Origin of the sequence: Streptomyces sp. NPDC088116, from assembly GCF_044741745.1 — a bacterium.
Lineage (GTDB): Bacteria > Actinomycetota > Actinomycetes > Streptomycetales > Streptomycetaceae > Streptomyces.
Map to the genome: position 1 here is coordinate 32056 of NZ_JBIUTF010000009.1, position 16656 is coordinate 48711.

A 16656-nucleotide genomic window follows, 5' to 3' on the forward strand; every position below is an offset into this window, starting at 1 on the left:
GCATGGGAAACCTCGCGCACAGCTCTTGACCGCTGTCGGCGCTGCCCTGCGAGAATCCGATGGCTCTGGTGAGTTCTGTTCGTTACTGGTCACTTATGGTGCGCGCCAGGCCCGGCATCCGCGTGCGTGCCTCAACGAGGAGGATCGCGATGACGGTCAACCGCAGGTCGTTCCTGATCGCCGGCACCGCCGCCCCACTGGCCGGCTCGCTCGCTCCTGGAACCGCGGGCGCCGCGTCGGCCGAGCGCCCCCGTGCCACCTCGGGCAGAACCGTCGAACTGACCGACGGCTGGCGGTTCGCGCTCGTCGATCCGGCGGGCGTCACCGATCCGACCGGCGCCTACGCCGACGCGGCGGATCCCGGATACGACGACTCCGGCTGGCGGCCGGTCCGGATCCCGCACGACTGGAGTATCGAGCTGACCCCGACCAGCGGTCCCGGCACCACCTCCGGCACCGGCTTCTTCCCCGGCGGCCTCGGCTGGTACCGCACCTCGTTCACACTGCCGCCCACACTCGCCGACCGGCGGATCTCCGTCGAGTTCGACGGCGTCTACATGGATGCGAACGTGTACTGCAACGGCACGCTCGTCGGCAACCACCCTTACGGCTACACCGGGTTCGCCTTCGACCTCACCGACCTGCTGCACACCGACGGGACCACCGTCGACGTCATCGCCGTCGAGGTGCGCAACCGGCTGCCCAGCAGCCGCTGGTACTCCGGCAGCGGGATCTACCGGCACGCCCGGCTGGTCGTCACGGACCCGGTGCACCTGCGGCGTTGGGGGACGTACGTGACCACGCCCGGCCTCGCCACGACCATCGGCGAGGGCCGGGCCACCGTACGCGCACAGGTGGAGGTCGTGAACGAATCCGGCGGCGCCCGGCCGGTCACGGTCGTCACCAGGGTCCGCGACCCGCACGGCCGGGTCGTGGCGCGGGCGAGTGCGGATGTCTCCGTCCCGACGACGGCGCCCCGCACGGCGACCCTGGAGATGACCGTCGTCCGGCCCTCGCTGTGGTCCCTCGACAGCCCGCGCCTGTACGGCCTGGACACCGAGTTACGGTCCGGCGGCACGATCGTGGACACCTGCCGCGCCACCTTCGGCATCCGGTACATCGACATCGATCCCACGGGCGGGCTGTCCCTCAACGGCGAGTACGCCAAACTCCAGGGCGTCAACCTCCACCACGACCTGGGCACACTGGGTTCCGCCGTCCACATGGACGCCCTGCTGCGCCAGCTGACCCTCATGAAATCGATGGGCGTCAACGCCTTCCGGGCCTCGCACAACCCGCCCTCACCCGAGATGATCCAGGCCTGTGAGCGGCTCGGCATCCTCATGGTCGTGGAGGCCTTCGACTGCTGGCAGACCCGTAAGACCACCTACGACTACGCCCGGTTCTTCGACGCCCACAGCGACGCGGACATCGCCGAGATGGTCCGGGCCGCGCGCAACTCCCCCGCCGTCGTGATGTGGTCCATCGGCAACGAGATCCCCGACTCCACGAGCACCGCCGGACTGGCCACGGCGCAGCGCCTCATCGACGGCGTCCGCGCGCTCGACCCCAGCCGTCCGGTCGTCATCGGTTCGGACAAGTACCGCGCCCTGCCCGCCGCGGGCTCACCTGCGGACCTGATGCTGAGGAAACTCGACGGCCTGGGCCTGAACTACAACACGGCCGCCTCGGTGGACGCGCTGCACGCGCGCCACCCGCAGCTGTTCCTCTTCGAGTCCGAGTCTTCCGCCGCCACCGCGACCCGCGGGGCGTACCAGGAGCCCGGCAGCCTCAACACCGGTGAGAACCACACCCCCGGCAAGCGCGAGACCTCCTCGTACGACAACAACCTCGCCCGCTGGACGATGAGCGGCGAGTACGCGCTCAAGAAGGACCGCGACCGGCGGTTCTTCACCGGGCAGTTCCTCTGGACGGGCATCGACTACATCGGTGAGCCCACGCCGTACGACGTGTTCCCGGTGAAGGCGTCGTTCTTCGGCGCGGTGGACACGGCCGGCTTCCCCAAGGACATGTACTACCTGTTCCGGAGCCAGTGGACGAGCGAGCCGATGGTGCATCTGGTGCCGATGAACTGGACCGACCACCGGCGCGGCGAGACCGTCGAGGTCTGGGCGTACTCCAACGTGGACACCGTGGAGCTGTTCCTCGACGGAAAGTCCCTGGGCGTACGGAGATTCGACACCAAGAGGACCACCGACGGCCGGACCTACCTGGAGACCACCGAGGCGACCGGCGACGACAAGACCGTGACGTCCGGCCCCTATCCCGGCAGTTACACCAGTCCCAACGGCAGCGCCGGCAAACTGCATCTGACCTGGCAGGTCCCCTTCGCACCAGGCGTGCTGAAGGCGGTGGCCCGGCGCGGCGGGCGGGCGGTGGCCACCGACGTGCTGCGCACCGCCGGCCCGGCCCACACCGTGCGCCTCACCCCGGACCGCACCACCGTGGACGCCGACGGCCGGGCGCTGCGCTTCATCACCGCCGAGGTCATCGACGCGCGCGGTGTCCTGGTGCCCGGCGCCGACCACCTCATCGCCTTCGACGTCACCGGCGGCTCGCTGGCCGGTCTGGACAACGGGCGCCAGGAGAGCGACGAGCGGTACCGGGCAAGCACCCGGACCGCCTTTCACGGCAAGGCCCTGGCCGTCGTCCGTTCCGGCACCGTCCCCGGGGTCATCACACTCACCGCGACCGTGGACGGGCTGCGCCCCGCCACCACCACTGTCCGCGCCACCCCGGTGCACGGACCGTCGACGGTCCGGCCCGTGCCCGTCGCCCCCGATCCGGGCGCCGGCTCGCCGGACCACCCCCGGGCCGACGCCAGTTACTCCGGGGCACCGGACACCCTGCCCGCCGCCATGCTCGACGGCGACCCCGGGACCGGCTGGTCGAACGCCTACGTCAAAACCGCCACCGCCCTGCTTCCCGCCTTCGACGGCGCCCGGCCCGCCGACTGGGTATCGGTCACCTGGGCGGGCCCTCGTACCTTCGACACGGCCGAGGTCTCCTTCACCGTCGACGCGACCCACACCCTGCCCGCCTCGGTGCGGGTCTCCTACTGGGACGAGGACCGATTCGTCGCCGTACGGAACCAGCGCGTCATCTGGGCCAGCGCCTCCAGCGCACCGAGTGTGATCACCTTCGACCGTGTCACGGGCTCGCGGCTCCGGCTGGACCTGACGAGCGCTCACCCAGGCTCCGCCGAGGGCGCCCAGCGCATCACCACGCTCACGGTGCCGGACGCCTGACGGCTGCTTCCCTCGTACGTCTCCGAGCCCGGACTCCTTGCCCGTACGTCTTCCGATCCCGTCGGAACGGGCCCGGCCCGATCCCGACGAGAGGGCCTCAGGGCGTGTCCCGCAGACAACGCCCTGGGCCCGCCGGTCCACACTTCGGTACGCGCGCCGAGCACACTTCGGTCTCTTCCGTGAGGAGAGCACGGTCCGGACCGTGATGTACGCACCGGAGCCGCGCGGACAGCATGTGATCACCGACGGTCGCCAGGCCCCACGGGCGGCGAACGAGGAGGAATGCCCATGACTCGGCAGGAGTAGACATGACCCGGTTGAACGACATCGGCGGCGTCCAGGGGTTCGGCCCGCTGACCGGAATCGACGAGGCATCGGTGACACCGGTGGCGCAGGCGTACGGGCCGGACGGCCGGACCGTCTGGGAAGCCGACTGGCAGGCCCGTATCTGGGCACTGGTCATCGCTCTGGGGATCAACGGGGTCTGCTCGGCCTCGGAGTTACGCGACGCCGAGGAACGGGCGGCGCCCCACGAATTCCTGGCTGCCTCCTATTACGAGCGCGTGGTGATGGGCATCGAGAGGATTCTCCGGGAGCGCGGGCTGCTGGAAGCCGGATGACCGGTTCGGCGGGCGCCTTCCGGATCGGACAACATGTCCGGGTCCGGACCGGGGCGCCGCCCCACCACACCCGGATGCCGGCCTACCTGCGCGGCCACACCGGCCGCGTACGGGTGATCCAGCCGCCCGCGCCGCTGCCGGACGACATCGTCCTGAACGCCGCACCCGTGCGGCAACTGCGTGTGTACACCGTCGCCTTCGCCTCGCACGCGCTGTGGCGACTGCCGGACGCACCCGACCACGAGGTGCTGTGCGATCTGTGGGAGTGCTATCTGGAGCCGGCCGGGGAGCACGTGGAGGCTTTCCGGTCGTCCCGGTCCGACGGCGTGGCGTCCCACGACGAGAAGAAGTCCCACGACGAGAAGAAGGAGAGAGCGTGAGCGGAGAGCACGTCGATCTGCCGGTGGCGGCCAGGGTCCGGCGACTGGAGACGACGCTGGTGAAGGCGGGGCTGGTCACCGACGCGCAGTTGGACGCGATCCTGGAGGAACACCTTTCCAAGGCGACCCCGTTCAACGGGGCGCGGCTGGTGGCCCGTGCGTGGTGCGACCCGGACTTCCGGGAACTGCTCGTCGGCCGGCCGCAGGAGGCGCTCCGGGCCGCGGGGCTGGACGGGCTGCTCGCCGACGACGAACACCTGAGGGTGGTGGAGAACACCGAGGACACCCACAACGTGGTGGTGTGCACGCTGTGTTCGTGCTATCCGATGCTGCTGCTCGGCCCGTCACCGAGCTGGTACCGCAGCGACTCCTACCGCGCCCGGGTGGTACGTGAACCCCGCGCCGTACTGGCCGAGTTCGGGTACCTGCCCGGCCCCGATGTGCGCATCCGGGTGTGGGACGCCAGTGCGGAGGCCCGCTACATGGTGCTTCCCCGGCGGCCGGCGGACAGCGGGCATCTCGGGGAGGAAGAGCTGCGCGGTCTGGTCACACGAGCCGGGTTGATCGGGACGGCGGCCGTCTGATCCTGCTCGGCGTCCGCTCAACGGCTCCCCCGCCGCCTACCGGCATCCACGGTCTCCCCGCGTCCGCGCGCGACAGCGCGCCGCGTTCGGGGAGACCGTGGGCAGGGCCCGGTCGGGTCGGATCAGTCCGGCCCGGTCCTCAGATCAGGACTGAGGACGACGACCGTGGTTGGCTCCGTTCTTACGACGTGCCTTCTTCTTACGACGTCGCTTCGACGACATGCCGCCTCCTGTTCCAGGGATTTCCGGTGATGCTTTTCACTGCGTTTCCACCCTTTCACACCGGTGTCCCATCCGGCGATCCGGGATCGTGTCCCCCCGATCCCGGGACCGCGTACCCCGCGCCCCGCACGCCATCCCTCCGTGTGAAGCACCTCACGCCGCCCTGTGAAGCACCTCACGCCGCCAAAGCCCGGGTATGACACGGGGGTCGTCACATACGTTCGTGCAGGCCGCGAAGGCGCCGAGCGTCACGCTGCTGCTGGACGGCGTGCCCGTCACCGATGGCGAGGACGTCTCCCCGCTGCCGCCGTGCTGGACTCCCGACGGCACGCTCCCCTACCTCGCGGACGGCCGGTTACGGGCCCGGCGTCCGGGAGAGAAGTCGTCGTCCGAGGTGCGGGAGATTCCCTTCTCCGCTTCGCTGCGCGTGCCCGAACCGCGCTTCGCGCGCAAGACGTACGACTTCGACTCGACCGCTGCCCGCCCGGTGCGGGGTATTCATCTTCCGGCGCTCTCCCCGGACGGGCGGTCGGTCGCGTTCACCGCGCTCAACGCCCTGTGGGTGATGCCGATCGGCGGGCGCCCCCGGAAGCTGGTGCGGGCGGTTCCCTCCGACCGGGCCCCGGCTGTCCGCCACCGGCGAGCTGATCGACGGCAGCCGGGTCGCGTACAGCATGGGCCGGGCCCACCGGACCCGGGACGGCGTACGGCGCTCCCTGGATCGGGCGGTCGCGCTCGACTACGACTTCGTCAAGACCTATGTCCGTGCCCCGGCCTGGATCATGCGGGAGGCCGCCCGTACCGCCCACGAGCGGCTGGGCGTGCTGTCGGGGAGCCATCTCCTGTCCCCGGGAGCCGCGGAGCAGGTGTTCCCCCCTAGGGTCTTTCGTTTGGATCTTGCCGGGCTCGCGTGCCCTGGCACCGCGCCTAGCCGTGCTGTCGTGGCGGGGGCTTGCGGGGGCTCCCGCCCCGTCGGCTCCCCGCCCCCGAGAGGGGACGGGGAGCCGACGGGAGTACGGGACCGGCGCTCGCGTCATCGCGCGAATCTGGGCAACCACTTCACCTGGTAGCCGGAGTGACCGGCGTGTTCGGCGGCCATCTGCCGCACGACGAAGCCGAGGCCGACGGCGCGGCCGGACGGGAAGTCGTGTACCGGACGGTCGGTGTCCAGGTCGGACACCTCCTCGTACTCGTCGAGAAGGACCCTGGTCGTCTCGATGCGGCGCAGCGTGTTCGCGGGGTCCTGACGGGCGATGTGCCCGTCGTAGCCCTGCGTCCGCACGCTGAAGGAGACGCCGCCGGTACGGTCGTGGACTTCGCCCGGCAGCTCGGGCGGGCATCGCCAGGAGTCTCCCCCGGCAGCTCGGGCGATCTGTTCCTCCTCGTCAAGACGTGCCCGTACGAAGGCCACGAGGTCAGCGTTGTGGTCAGTCATCAGGTTCCGGTTCCTCTGTCGTCACGGGTCCCGGGCCGGCAGGTCGATCCCATCGCCGCGGGCCGGTTCCACTCGTCCAGCAGAGGATGCCGTACGCGACGGCCGCGTCATCGGGCAGGGCTGCGGCGAGTCGCGGGCGCGAGGGTCCGGTCCAGGAATGAGCCGACCGCGCGGGCGAATCCGTCCGGGTCGTCCCGGTAGAGCCAGTGCCCGCAAGCGGGAAGTTCCGTCAGCTCGGTGCCCGGCCGCATGAGCGCCATCCGGCGGGCCGTGGCGGCGGTGAGGATGAAACTCTCGGCGGCACGCAGAAGCAGGGCCGGCTGTCGGGAAGCGGCCCACTGCGCGGAGAAGTCTCCGGTCAGGGCGCGTTGGGAGGCCATCATGTCGGCGGTGTCGAAGAGCAGACCCCACCCGTCGGTGAACTCGGCGGCGCTGTCCATGAAGTAGCCGGCGTCCGGGATTCCCCGGGCGTGAATGGCGCCTTCGAGTTCTTCCGGGGAGGCGGCCCGTCGGGGCCAGGACGTGACGTCGAGCACGGGGTGTGTCTCGGGTTCCTGGTTGAGCACGGTCATATCGGCGACGACGAGTGCGGTAATGAGTTCGGGGTGGCGCCGGGCGAGGATGTGGGCGATGGTGCCTCCCATCGAGTGTCCCAGCACGGCCGCCGGGCCGAGCCGGAGCGCGCGCAGCAGGTCGGCCGCGTCGGCGACATACGTCTCGGCGGTGAGGTCGCCGCCCTTGTCCGAGAGTCCGTGAGCTCTCTGGTCGAGCGCGACAACGCGGTATCGCCCGGCCAGGGCCTCGGCCAGCGGAGCGAAGATCCGGGCACGACCGAAGTGGCCGTGCAGAGCGAGCAGGACAGGACCGGGGCCGCCGAAGTCCAGGTAGGCGAAGCGGCGTTCGCCAAGGCGGATGAACGACTCGGGCGGCATGGTCGGGCTCCTCTGCCTGGCATCAGGGGCCTGGCGTCGCGGGGTTCGGGTCCGTAAGGGCAGGATATCCAGCGCGCCCCCTCGCGGATCTGTTCACCGGAGGATTGTCGCCGTCCGCCGCCTTCTCCCGCCAACGAGCACGGCGTGCCACGGCTGACAGGCCGTGGCACGCCGTGTGATGCGGTGACACCCTCTGTCCCGGTCGCGCCCGGGACAGAGGGTGTCAGGTCAGCACGGGTCAGTGGCGGCCACCGTGATCGCGGTCGCCGTGGTGGCGGCCCCAGGACTCGGAGTCGACGGTGCGGCCGTGCTCGTTGCGGAGCGTGGCACGGTCTCCCTTGTTGCCCCAGACGTACTCGCGGCGGTCCTGGTAGACGTCTCGGCGGGTGTCACGGCCGTGTCCGGTGTGGACGCGGACGGTGGAGTGTCCGGCCAGCCGCAGGTTCTTGAAGCGGTAGCGGTTGCCGTCGCTGTCGGAGAGTGTCCAGCCCCTCAGTTCGACAGCGCCGCGACCGGTGTTGACGACCTCCACCCATTCCGCGTTCAGGCTGCGGTTGGAGTGGTCCTCCCTGCCGGGGCTGTCGTACTGGATCTCGCCCAGGGCGACCGACGAACGCGGGGCCTGCGGGCGGTGGCCGTGGCCATCGTCCGCCGAGGCCGGCAGGGCTGCCGCGCCGATCAGGGCGCCGGATGCCAGCAGGCCGGCGACAAGACGGCGAGCGGTACGAGAAGCAGACATGGTGTCCCCTCCATAAGCGCACCGGTTCCGATCGGAGCCGGTGCGCGAAACAGGTTTTCCCCGGCGGGATGCCGAGGCCACAACCTTGGCCCGCTTCCGTGCCCATCACCGGGCGAACGAGACCGAGTTACCGAACACGGACATGTCCGTAACCATCATCTGATGAACGTAAGCATCCGTCGGTGGCCGTACGGCGACACCCCTGTACGGGACACCGACCCGGTCACCGGAACCCGGCAACCGCTTACCGGACGCATGGCCCCACCCGCGTACTCCGCTCGCGCCGACGTCCTGGCCGACCCGCCTCGGATAACGGTGGACGCCCGCCGTCTCCTGCCGCGTTCGAATCTCCTCGGCCCCATCGTTCGACCAGGACGACGGCTACTGGCGCGTAGCGACGACTACTTCGGCGCGTAGATGACCCCGAGCTTGTCGATCTCGTCGCCCGAGCGGCCGGTGAAGCCGACGATCTGCCAGCCGGCCGGCGCGGTGTGGGTGACCGCGTCCGAGGTGGCGCCGCCGGCCGCCAGAGTGCGCCCCGCGTCCGTCGTGAACGCGGCGGAGAAGATCCGGGTCCGCCCGTCCTTCTGGCCTCTCGTCAGCTTGACCGAGGTCAGATGCTCGCCGGAGGCCAGGGTGAGCGAGGTGGCCGTGCCGCCCGTGCCGCCGTGGCCGAGGACCGTACCGCCGTCGAGGGTGAGGGAGAGGCCGTCGAGCCGGGAGCCGCCACGCAGCGTGAGGGTGCGGGGCGCCGGGGTGGCGGGAAGGTCGTCGCCGTCGTTGAAGGCGGCGCCGTGCGGGCCGCCGAAGGTGTCGCCGGCACGGCGGTTCGCGGGCAGCGACCAGGTGAAGTCGACGGTGTGGGGGTAGTGGTCGGAGAGGTGTTCGCCGCTGGAGTCCAGGAAGGAACGCCACTCGTTGTTGTAGCGGGTGGCGTCGAGGTTCACCAACGGGCCGCCGCGGTAGAGGACTTTGTCGACGACCTCGCAGGTGTTGGTGGGGGCCGTCTGGTCACAGACCAGCGCGTCGCTGCCGGCGGCCGGCGCCGAGCCGCCCCTGACCAGCCGCACCCAGGCGTCGGTGAGGCCGTTCTCGCTCGTGAGGGTGCGGATGTTGTCGCCCGTGCGGGTGTAGCGGGTGTTCGTGTCGCCCATCACGATGACCGCGTTGCCGCCGCTGTACGCCTGGATGAAGTCCGACAGCTGCTCGATGTTGGCCCGGCGGGCGGCCAGTGCGGCGTCCGTGGTGTCGGCGTTGGTGTGGACGTTGTACAGATCCACGAAGACACCTTCGGCGATCCGCACGCGGGCGAGCGAGAAGCCCTTCGGGGTGAGGCAGTCGGCGTTGGTGCAGTCCCTCCAGTCGCCCCGCTCGAAGTCGTCGAAGGCGTAGTCCGACAGGGTGTTGAGGCCGTCGCCGAATCCGGCGCCGCCGCTGGTGGCCGTGCGGTACGGGTGGGTGTCGTTGGCGTAGAGCGAGGCGTGGTAGTTGAAGTCCTCCTGGACGTTGATGATGTCGTACGAGCCCAGTCGCTGCCCGATGAGCGGGGTGTTGACCTCGGGGTTGCCGTCGCCGAGGCCGAGCGGGAGTCCGGCGATGTTGTACGTAAGGACATTGAACGAGCCGGATTCGGCGGCGGCGGTCGCGGCGGCCTCGGCGGAGGCGGGTGCGGCGCCGGTGGTGGCGAGGCCGGTGAGCGCGAGCGTTCCGGCGGCGAGGAGGCCGGTCAGTCTTCGTATCGGGGTTCGTGTGGGGGTTCGCATCGCGAGAGATCACTCCTGGGGAGATGAGCCGGTGCGGGGACGAGCCGAGTGGGACAGGCGCGCGCCGGTCCGCGAGCACACTCACCTCGCCGTCACGCGCCACCGTCCCCGGCGAAGTCTCTCGCTCCGCAGGAGTATTCGCGCCCCTAGAAAGCTGTGAATTTCCCATGTGTCGAGCGCAGGTTCTCCAGCCGTCGCTCGATCGCCTGGAGCGCTCCGGGCCGACGGCCGGGCACCTGACGGCGCAGCGCGAGGAGGGCCGGTGCCAGCAGGCCCGCCCGCGCCTGGTCGTCGATCTGTTCCCACTGGTGGTGGGCGCGGTCGGCCGCGGCTTCGACCTCGGTGTCGTCCGGGAGCTGTCGGCGCGCCAGGCGGGCTTCGGCCGCTGCCGTCCACAACTCGCAGCTGCGGGCCGCTTCCTGGGCGAGGCGGGCCAGATCGGCGCGTACTTCCAGCCAGTGGATCGCCTGCGTCGAGCCGGGCCCGTACATGCGCAGTGCCTCGCTCTCCCACATGGCGGCGATCGTGGCGGCCTCGGTGTGCCGCCCGCCGCGGGCGGCGGCCAGGATCGCGGGATGCGGGTCGTCCGCGGGCGGTTCGGCGACCACGGGGGCGTGCGAGCCGGGGGGCGGTGGGGCGGGAGTCCGGTCATGGCGCTCGGGCTCGGAACCGGGCGCGGGAGCCGCGCCGGGCGCGGGAGCCGCGCCGGGCGCGGGAGGCGAGGCGGGCCCGGGAGCGTCACCGTACGCGGGAGCCTCGCCGTACGCGTGGGGGGAAGCGGACCCGGCGTGGCTCTCGCCGGACGGCGGACGGCTCTCGACGGGCGGCTCTCGCCGGACAGCGCGCGCACCACCCTCAACGGGAGCCGTGGGCGCGGGTGGAGCGTCCACGGCGAGGAGCAGCGCGCCGTCGGTTCCGGCGCGGGTGGCGGCCTGCTGGTGGAGCTGGGCGAGCGGCGGCTGTGCCCCGCTGCGCCAGATCGCCGCGTACGCGTTCAGGTAGGCGGGGGCGACGATCGTACGGCGCGGCGGTGGCGGCGCCACGCGTCCGTACAGACGTGTGCCGTAGCCGAGCGCGAGACCTTCCACGCCCAACTGCTCCCAGGCCTCCGCGTCCGCCACCAGGTCCACGACGACCGTGGTGGTGCCCGGACGGCGCAGCTTGAGTTCGCCGGTCAGCCAGTGCCAGGGCAGGCCCGTGTAGCGCAGGGTGGTGGGGGTCGTACGGGCCAGCGCGAGGTGGACCAGGCGCTGCTTGTGGTCCAGATGGAGTTGTCCCGCGATGTAGAGGGACAGGGGTCCGGCCGTGGCGGCCGCGGCCCGGATACGGGTGAGTACGGTCTGCGGGGCGAGCGGATCGGCGAGTTCGATCACGGTCGCGGCGGCCGTGCCCGTCAGCGTGCTCGGGGATACCGCCGCGAGCGCGGGTAGTGCAGACGCTGCGTCGATGAGACACCCTTTGCCTGCCGGAGCGGCCGCGAGCAGCAGCGCGGTCCCCGATACGGTGCCCTCCCCTGTGATCATCACACCAGCACCGTAACCCGCCGGGCCGGTCGGCTCACCCTCGACTGCCCCAACGCGCGGTGAGTGAGGCGCCGGTCACCACGAGTCCGGGGCGCGGACGGGCCGGTCCGGGCCTGGTCGGAGTGGGCTCCGGGGCCGTCGGCGGGGGCGGGCATCACGCCATCAGCCGTGCTGGGCAAGGCACTTGAGGGTCCTTGCGCTCATTCACCCCTCGTGACCGGCGGGACCAAGGTAGCGTCCGGTGGCGGGCGGACAGTCGGGGCAGACGTCAGGAGAAGGAGGCGGCTCGGTGACGGGATCATCCGATCGCAGACAGCCGACACGACGTACGGTGCTCGAACCGACCCATGTCATGCGCCGGCGGCGGCCACGCCCGCTGTCGGACTTCGACGAACTGTTCCGGCCCGACGAGAGCCGGCCCGACGCACACGAGGGCGGCCGGGGCGAGGGCTGGGAGCGGGTGACGACGCCCGGCACCACGGCGGCCTGGGTCCCGGAGGCGTCGCAGGACTCCGAGGACACCGACGAGTTACCGCGCGTTCCCTCCACGGGGCACGGCACCGAGTGGACCGCGCCCACCGCCCGGTGGCAACGCGACCGCAAGGTCGGCGTCCTCGCCGCCCTGGGCACGGCGGGAGCCGCGGGCTTCGGTATCGCGCTGCTGATCACCTGGAGCGGTACGGGAGAGCGGCCGCAGGCCTCGGCACCGGCGCCCGCGCCGACCGCGAGCACCGCCCCGGCGGATCCCGGGACTCCGGCCGAACCGGTGCCACCGGCCTCCGACCCGGGCGTACTGCAACAGGGAGACAGCGGCCCGCGGGTGAGCGACCTCCAGGAACGGCTGCTGCGCATCCCCGACGTGTACGAGGGCGGCAGCGTGAGCGGCACGTACGACACGTCCCTGACCGAAGCCGTCGGCCGCTTCCAGCTCTGGTACGGCATCCGCGGCGACGAGACCGGCGTCTACGGCGACGACACCCGCCGCGATCTCGAATCCCGCACGGGGACCTGAGAATTGGCGGTGCCCGTCACGGTGCCGGGCCGGACGGCGGGGCGTCGACCCGCTCGCCGAGGCGGACGCCGTCGCGGGCCGTCCAGTGACGGCGCAGCACCCGGACGCCCACGCACGTATTGACCGTGGTGACGGCGGGAAAGGCACCGAGGTCCGTGGTGATGAAGCGGGCCAGGTCCTCCTCGTCGCGGAAGACTCCGTAGTGGATGACCGAGGCGGAGCCGGCCACCATCGACACATGGCGGGCGGAGGGGTGGCCGCCCAGGGTGTCGAGGAGTCCGGGGATCGCCTGCGGGAGCACGGTCAGGGCCATCAGGGCGTTGAGCGGGAAGCCCAGCAGGGTGGGTTCGATCTCCACCCGGGGCACCAGGGCGCCGCATTCCAGGAGCGACTGCGAGGTGCGGTAGGCCGTCGAGCGGCTGACACCCAGCTCGCGGGCGATGTCGGCGGCCGGGATCCGGCCGTTGGCCACCATCAGGTCCAGGGTGCGTTCCTCCAGGTCCGACAGCTGGCCGGGGGAGGTCAGCCGGTCCCTGGTGACCTGGACGGCGTGCTCGCGCAGGTGGCCGGTCTGCTCTTCGGTGAGCCGGTGCAGCCGCCAGCTCTGGCCCATGGTGTGTGCGCGCAGGACCAGTTGGGACTCGGTGGAGACGATGCCCTCTATGGCGGGCAGGCGGTTGGTCAGCAGATCGAAGATGTCGGTGCCGAGCAGCGGGTAGACGCTGCAGTAGATGTCGGCGCTGCCGGTCGTCAGCAGCAGTGTCTGCACCTCGGGCAGCTCCAGGATGCGCCGCGCGACCTCCTCGGAGCGTCCGGGGGCGCACTTGATCCACACCTGGCGCGGGTTCTCCGTGGTGATCAGTGGCCAGTCCACCCGGCCGACCACCCGCAGCAGTCGGTCGTCGCGCAGCCGTGAGAGGCGGCGGGCGATGGTGCTCGGTGAGCTGTCCAGCACGTCGGCGAGGGCATTGACCGGGGTGCGCGGCGCGACCTGGAGCGCGGCGACCAGGTCGAGATCGACGTCATCGAGGAGCCGTTCCTCCGGTCGTGCCGACGACCGGCGCGTGGTGACGGTGGGCGAGGCCATGGCCCGATCCTAACCCTTCCCATCATCAAGAAGTTACGCGGATGAAATGACCGCGATGGCGCTACTCATTGACACAATCGTTCATCCTGACGTCTTATTGCGGATCAATACGCCGCAGCGCCGCTGCTGGGAAGGACCGATGTGGTGACCAAGACAACGACGGTGGACCGTCCCGCGGCATCCGTGGCGCTGACGCTACGGCTGCTGGGCGGCATCGAACGCGTGGGCAACAGACTCCCACACCCGTTCTGGCTCTTCGTGATACTCAGCGGAGTCCTGATCGTCCTGAGCTGGGGCCTGCACGCCATGGGCGTGTCCGCCGAGTCGCCCACCGACGGCGCGACCGTGGCGGTGAAGAGCCTGGTCTCGGACGCCGGTGTCACGATGATGCTCGACGACCTGATCGACAACTACGCGACGTTCCCGCCCCTGGGGGTCGTCCTCGTCGTCATGCTCGGCGTATCGGTCGCGGACAAGGCCGGACTGCTCACCGCCATGCTGCGGGCGGCGCTGGCGAAGGTACCGGTCAAGGCCGTCACGTACATGATCGCGCTCACCGGGATGCTCGCCCACATCGCCTCGGACGCGGCGTTCGTGGTCATGATCCCGCTCGGCGCGATCGCCTACCGCTCGGTCGGGCGCAATCCCGTGCTGGGCGCGGTGGTCGCCTTCGTCTCGGTCTCCGGAGGACATGCGGCCAGCCCGCTGGTCACCCCCTCGGACGCCACGCTGGCCGCATTGACCACGGCCGCGGCGCACACCATCGACCCCCATTACACGGTCACCCCGGTGGCCAACTACTTCTTCTCGCTCGTCTCCTCCCTTGTCCTGGCGCTGGTCATCACCGTGGTCGCCGAGACCCTGCTGAAGCGGCGGGTCGCGATGATGGTGGCCGAGGACGGGGAGGAAGCGGCCGAGCCCGGGGAGGAACTCCCCGATCTGTCGCTGTCGGACGCCGAGCGGCGCGGGCTGCGGGGGGCCGGCTTCGTCGCCCTGGCGCTGATCGCCGCCATCGCCGTCGCGGCCCTGCCCACCGGTTCCCCGCTGCGCGGTGAGCACGGCGCCGTCATCGACTCGCCGCTCGTGCACAACATCGCCGTCTTCCTCTCACTGATCTTCTTCGCCACCGGAATCGCGTACGGCCGGGCGGTGGGAGTCATCCGCGGCGCCAAGGACGTCCCCGAGATGATGGCCCTGGGACTGCGCGAACTCACCCCGATCCTGGTGCTGTTCTTCGCGATCTCACAGTTCCTCGCCTACTTCAAGTGGACGTCGATCGGCGAGGTCGTGGCCATCACCGGAGCGGAACTGCTGGACTCCTCCGGTGTACCGATCACTCTGATCTTCGTGGGTGTCATCCTCGTGGTCAGCGTGATGAATCTGCTCCTCACCAGCGGATCCGCCATGTGGGCGCTGATCGGGCCGGTGTTCGTGCCCATGATGATGCTGCTGCATGTCGCGCCGGAGACCACCTGGGCGCTGTACCGGATCGCCGACTCCTGTACGAACCCGATCACCCCGATGAGCCCGTACTTCGTCCTGTGTCTCGGCTTCGTCCGCCGCTACCGGCCCACCGCGGGCATCGGCACCCTGATGTCCCTGACGCTGCCGGTCTCCATCGCGATGCTGCTCGTGTGGACCGTGCTCTTCCTCGCCTGGTACTCCGTCGGCCTGCCCTTCGGCCCCGGATCACCGACCCCCTGACGCGCCGCCCGGCGCTCACCACCGACTCGGACCGGGACCACCCGGTCCGCCCGGAGAAACACGGAGGCACCCAGAGAACATGTCCGCACCCGCACCCGAACCCGCGCCCCTGTCCGTACCGTTGTCCCCGTCCGACGGCCCCGCGCTGACCCGTATCGCGGCCTGGTGCCGTGAGGCGGACCACGAGCAGGCCTGCCTCGCCGACCTGTGCCGGCTGGTCGAGCAGGAGTCGCCCAGTGACGACAAGGCACTCCTCGACGCCACCGCCGATCTCCTCCTGGAGCTGCTCGCCGACCGGCTGGGCACACCGGACCGCACCGTGCGCCACCGTGACCCGGAACTCGGCGACGTCGTCGAGGCCGAGTACACCGGCACCACCCCGTCGGGCCCCGTCGTCACGGTCGTCGGCCACTACGACACCGTCTGGCCGGCCGGCACCCTCGACGCCTGGCCGTTCACCGTCACCGACGGCCACGCGTCGGGTCCGGGCGCCTTCGACATGAAGGCCGGCCTGGCCCAGGGCATGTGGGCGCTGCGCGCCCTGCGCGAACTCGGCCTGCCCCGGCCCACCGTACGGTTCGTCTTCAACGGCGACGAGGAGACCGGCAGCGTCATCTCCCGCCCGCACATCGAACGGGCGACGCAGGACGCCGCCGCCACCCTGGTCCTGGAGCCGGGCGGTGCGTGGGGCATCAAGGCGGGCCGCAAGGGCGTCGGCATCTTCACCCTGACCGTGACCGGCACCGAGGCCCACGCCGGTCTCGATCCGGCCAAGGGCGCCAGCGCCATCCACGCACTGGCCGACGTCATCGGGCAACTGGTCGCCGCCGCCGCCCCCGAGCGGGGCACCACCATCAACGTCGGCCGGATCAGCGGCGGTACGGCCCGTAATGTCATCGCGGGCGAGGCGCACGGCCTCGTCGACATCCGGGTCACCGATCAGGACGAGATCCGGCGGATGGACCAGGTGCTGGCCGGCCTGGCGGCCACCGACACCCGGGTCACCGTCACGCTCGGCGGCGGCTGGAACCGGCCTCCCATGCAGCCCGGTCCGGGCAGCCGCAAGCTGTTCGCGCTCGCGGACAGCGTCGCCACCCACATCCGGGGCCCTCTGGCGGAACTGTTCGTCGGCGGCGGCAGCGACGCGAACTTCGTCTCCGCCCTCGGCCGCCCGGTCCTGTGCGGCATGGGCGCCACCGGCGACGGAGCACACGCCCGGCACGAGCACATCGTCACGGGCGACATGCCCGACCGCACCGCTCTCACCGCCGGTACGCTCCTGCGTCTCGCCGAAGAGCCGCTCACCGGGAACTGACCGGCACGCACGGCCGGTGGAGCACGCCCTCGGGCGGAGTTCCACGGCCCCCTGCCCCGCCCGCCCCGGAC

General features: G+C 71.0%; 14 protein-coding genes and 1 pseudogene. 8 read left to right on the forward strand and 7 right to left on the reverse strand.

The window, feature by feature from the left end:
• The first annotated feature begins 149 nt into the window (after positions 1-149).
• The 4 genes from ACIOJD_RS31025 (at position 150) to ACIOJD_RS31040 (ending at position 4853) form a co-directional block, all read left to right on the forward strand.
• A complete protein-coding gene (locus ACIOJD_RS31025) occupies positions 150-3269 on the forward strand; it encodes a glycoside hydrolase family 2 TIM barrel-domain containing protein (RefSeq protein WP_401919457.1) in 3120 nt (1039 codons plus the stop codon).
• 308 nt (positions 3270-3577) lie between these two features.
• Positions 3578-3889 (forward strand): hypothetical protein, encoded by a 312-nt coding sequence (locus tag ACIOJD_RS31030; RefSeq protein ID WP_401919458.1) that lies wholly within the window; start codon positions 3578-3580, stop codon positions 3887-3889.
• The gene (locus ACIOJD_RS31035) at positions 3886-4269 is read left to right on the forward strand and encodes an SH3-like domain-containing protein (protein ID WP_401919459.1); all 384 of its coding nucleotides are present in this window, start codon (positions 3886-3888) and stop codon (positions 4267-4269) included. The genes ACIOJD_RS31030 and ACIOJD_RS31035 overlap by 4 nt, the downstream gene beginning before the upstream one ends.
• Positions 4266-4853 carry a nitrile hydratase subunit alpha gene (locus ACIOJD_RS31040; protein WP_401919460.1) on the forward strand — a complete coding sequence of 196 codons (588 nt, stop codon included), beginning with the start codon at positions 4266-4268 and terminating at the stop codon, positions 4851-4853. Before ACIOJD_RS31035 ends, ACIOJD_RS31040 begins: the two co-directional genes overlap by 4 nt.
• Before the next feature lie 144 nt (positions 4854-4997).
• Here ACIOJD_RS31040 and ACIOJD_RS31045 read toward each other — a convergent pair whose 3' ends face one another.
• Positions 4998-5075 (reverse strand): 50S ribosomal protein bL37, encoded by a 78-nt coding sequence (locus tag ACIOJD_RS31045; protein ID WP_372486533.1) that lies wholly within the window; start codon positions 5073-5075, stop codon positions 4998-5000.
• A gap of 617 nt (positions 5076-5692) precedes the next feature.
• Here ACIOJD_RS31045 and ACIOJD_RS31050 point away from each other — a divergent pair.
• Positions 5693-5929 (forward strand): annotated as a pseudogene (locus tag ACIOJD_RS31050) (hypothetical protein); the annotation flags it as partial.
• A gap of 179 nt (positions 5930-6108) precedes the next feature.
• Here the strand turns inward: ACIOJD_RS31050 and ACIOJD_RS31055 are convergent.
• From ACIOJD_RS31055 to ACIOJD_RS31075, 5 genes are all read right to left on the reverse strand, one after another.
• The gene (locus ACIOJD_RS31055) at positions 6109-6510 is read right to left on the reverse strand and encodes a DUF6221 family protein (protein WP_401919461.1); all 402 of its coding nucleotides are present in this window, start codon (positions 6508-6510) and stop codon (positions 6109-6111) included.
• A gap of 107 nt (positions 6511-6617) precedes the next feature.
• Complete coding sequence (locus tag ACIOJD_RS31060) at positions 6618-7442, reverse strand: alpha/beta fold hydrolase (protein ID WP_401919463.1); 825 nt, start codon at positions 7440-7442, stop codon at positions 6618-6620.
• A 238-nt stretch (positions 7443-7680) separates the two neighbouring features.
• Complete coding sequence (locus ACIOJD_RS31065; RefSeq protein WP_401919464.1) at positions 7681-8181, reverse strand: lamin tail domain-containing protein; 501 nt, start codon at positions 8179-8181, stop codon at positions 7681-7683.
• Positions 8182-8582: 401 nt separating this feature from the next.
• Complete coding sequence (locus ACIOJD_RS31070; RefSeq protein ID WP_401919736.1) at positions 8583-9920, reverse strand: jacalin-like lectin; 1338 nt, start codon at positions 9918-9920, stop codon at positions 8583-8585.
• Positions 9921-10090: 170 nt separating this feature from the next.
• Positions 10091-11467 (reverse strand): hypothetical protein, encoded by a 1377-nt coding sequence (locus ACIOJD_RS31075; protein ID WP_401919738.1) that lies wholly within the window; start codon positions 11465-11467, stop codon positions 10091-10093.
• A gap of 289 nt (positions 11468-11756) precedes the next feature.
• Between ACIOJD_RS31075 and ACIOJD_RS31080 the strand changes: the two genes are divergently transcribed.
• Entirely contained in the window at positions 11757-12479 is a 723-nt protein-coding gene (locus ACIOJD_RS31080; RefSeq protein WP_401919465.1) for a peptidoglycan-binding protein, read from the forward strand.
• Between the two features lie 16 nt (positions 12480-12495).
• Here ACIOJD_RS31080 and ACIOJD_RS31085 read toward each other — a convergent pair whose 3' ends face one another.
• Positions 12496-13566 carry an AsnC family transcriptional regulator gene (locus ACIOJD_RS31085; protein WP_401919467.1) on the reverse strand — a complete coding sequence of 357 codons (1071 nt, stop codon included), beginning with the start codon at positions 13564-13566 and terminating at the stop codon, positions 12496-12498.
• Between the two features lie 144 nt (positions 13567-13710).
• Between ACIOJD_RS31085 and ACIOJD_RS31090 the strand changes: the two genes are divergently transcribed.
• Together ACIOJD_RS31090 and ACIOJD_RS31095 are read left to right on the forward strand one after the other, a co-directional pair.
• The gene (locus tag ACIOJD_RS31090) at positions 13711-15270 is read left to right on the forward strand and encodes an AbgT family transporter (protein ID WP_401919469.1); all 1560 of its coding nucleotides are present in this window, start codon (positions 13711-13713) and stop codon (positions 15268-15270) included.
• A gap of 79 nt (positions 15271-15349) precedes the next feature.
• Positions 15350-16585 carry a M20 family metallopeptidase gene (locus ACIOJD_RS31095; RefSeq protein ID WP_401919471.1) on the forward strand — a complete coding sequence of 412 codons (1236 nt, stop codon included), beginning with the start codon at positions 15350-15352 and terminating at the stop codon, positions 16583-16585.
• Positions 16586-16656 lie beyond the last annotated feature (71 nt).

Bases quoted from the DNA above. Each gene is read 5' to 3' on its own strand.
- ACIOJD_RS31025 (WP_401919457.1), top strand. From the start codon at position 150: ATGACGGTCAACCGCAGGTCGTTCCTGATCGCCGGCACCGCCGCCCCA.
- ACIOJD_RS31055 (WP_401919461.1), bottom strand. From the start codon at position 6,510: ATGACTGACCACAACGCTGACCTCGTGGCCTTCGTACGGGCACGTCTT.
- ACIOJD_RS31075 (WP_401919738.1), bottom strand. From the start codon at position 11,467: ATGATCACAGGGGAGGGCACCGTATCGGGGACCGCGCTGCTGCTCGCG.
- ACIOJD_RS31045 (WP_372486533.1), bottom strand. From the start codon at position 5,075: ATGTCGTCGAAGCGACGTCGTAAGAAGAAGGCACGTCGTAAGAACGGA.
- ACIOJD_RS31030 (WP_401919458.1), top strand. From the start codon at position 3,578: ATGACCCGGTTGAACGACATCGGCGGCGTCCAGGGGTTCGGCCCGCTG.
- ACIOJD_RS31085 (WP_401919467.1), bottom strand. From the start codon at position 13,566: ATGGCCTCGCCCACCGTCACCACGCGCCGGTCGTCGGCACGACCGGAG.
- ACIOJD_RS31065 (WP_401919464.1), bottom strand. From the start codon at position 8,181: ATGTCTGCTTCTCGTACCGCTCGCCGTCTTGTCGCCGGCCTGCTGGCA.
- ACIOJD_RS31035 (WP_401919459.1), top strand. From the start codon at position 3,886: ATGACCGGTTCGGCGGGCGCCTTCCGGATCGGACAACATGTCCGGGTC.
- ACIOJD_RS31095 (WP_401919471.1), top strand. From the start codon at position 15,350: ATGTCCGCACCCGCACCCGAACCCGCGCCCCTGTCCGTACCGTTGTCC.
- ACIOJD_RS31060 (WP_401919463.1), bottom strand. From the start codon at position 7,442: ATGCCGCCCGAGTCGTTCATCCGCCTTGGCGAACGCCGCTTCGCCTAC.